Origin of the sequence: Limnofasciculus baicalensis BBK-W-15, from assembly GCF_024178385.1 — a bacterium.
Classification (GTDB): domain Bacteria; phylum Cyanobacteriota; class Cyanobacteriia; order Cyanobacteriales; family Coleofasciculaceae; genus Limnofasciculus; species Limnofasciculus baicalensis.
This window is the reverse complement of the sequence record NZ_JAMZMM010000158.1, coordinates 1-1,261: the sequence shown is the minus strand read 5'-3', so window position 1 is coordinate 1,261 and position 1,261 is coordinate 1. Positions and strand designations below refer to the sequence as shown.

2 protein-coding genes are annotated in these 1,261 nt (G+C 41.8%); one reads left to right on the top strand and one right to left on the bottom strand.

Annotation, left to right across the window (positions count from 1 at the left end):
- Nucleotides 1-128: 128 nt before the first annotated feature.
- On the top strand, nt 129-950 hold the full coding sequence (locus NJ959_RS16025) for a M48 family metallopeptidase (RefSeq protein ID WP_254012740.1): 822 nt from the start codon (nt 129-131) through the stop codon (nt 948-950).
- Nucleotides 951-974: 24 nt separating this feature from the next.
- Here the strand turns inward: NJ959_RS16025 and NJ959_RS16020 are convergent.
- On the bottom strand, nt 975-1,261 hold a 287-nt coding region (locus NJ959_RS16020), incomplete at its 5' end, for a WD40 repeat domain-containing protein (RefSeq protein ID WP_373693666.1).

The following is a 1,261-nucleotide window of genomic DNA, read 5'->3' as shown; positions in this document are numbered from 1 at the left end:
GCTCTGGATGGGTATTTCAGTCCGTTTTAACGGACTTCAGCTATTAGACAGTGGTTTTAACCACTGGCGGTTATTGAGAGTGGTGCAAAATCTGATTCTAAGCTACAACAACAAACAACCAATAAAAAATGACAAATAATACATTTAGCACTCGCAATCCTCCCCCTAGTAATCGCCAACTCCTGATTCTATTAGGTTTATTCCTTGGATTTATTGTAGGTGTTTTTTGGTTGTTGAACCTAGCAATTAATGGAATAATTGGAATAATTCCACCTAGTGTGGAGCAAAAGTTAGGGGCGCTAGTTGTACCAGTTTACGAAAAGCAAGCTCAAGATTCTCCTACTCAAACTACCCTCAATCAGCTATTAGATAGATTGGAGAAGGAGTTACCATCGGAGCAGAAGCAGGGGCGAGATTACCGAGTATTGTACTTGCCGACTTCTACGGTAAATGCCATGGCTTTACCGGGAGATGCTATTGTAATTTATGGTGGTTTGTTAAAGGAGATGGAGTCGGAAAATGAATTAATGATGATATTAGGGCATGAGTTGGGACATTTTGCTCATCGAGATCATTTACGGGGTCTAGGAAGGGTATTATTAGTAAGGATTGCCTTAGCCTATTTTATTGGTGATGCTGGCGGTTTACAATCGGCGGCGGCTTCTAGTATTGCGGCAATTGGACAATCTAAGTTTTCCCAATCTCAGGAGTTAGAAGCCGATGAGTTTGGGTTGACTTTGTTATATAATACTTACGGACATGTGGCTGGGGCAACAGACTTTTTTGCCCAGTCGAGTAAGGGGATTGCTGGAAATATTGACTTTTTATCCACACATCCCGCGTCTCGGAAACGGGTAGTTGAATTGGAGAATTTGATTAAAAAACGGGGGTATGGGGTGAAAGAGCTATCTTCTCTTCCGGAAACGCTTAAAGGTTTGGAGTTAAAGTAAAAAAATCCCAACTTCCCGGCAAAACTACTGAGGTACACGCCAGAGTTTGATAGTATAGTCAACACTACTACTAGCTAAAGTATTACCATCGGGGCTGAAGGCGACAGAAAAGACAAAATGTGAATGCCCTGTCAGGGTAGCAATCTCTTGATTTTTCCTCAGATTCCAGAGTTTGATAGTTTTGTCATCACTACCACTAGCTAAAGTATTACCATCGGGGCTGAAGGCGACAGAATTGACATAATCTGAATGCCCTGTCAGGGTAGCAATCTCCTGATTTGTCCTCAGATTCCAGAGTTTGATAGTATTGT

Bases quoted from the DNA above. Each gene is read 5' to 3' on its own strand.
- NJ959_RS16025 (WP_254012740.1), top strand. From the start codon at position 129: ATGACAAATAATACATTTAGCACTCGCAATCCTCCCCCTAGTAATCGC.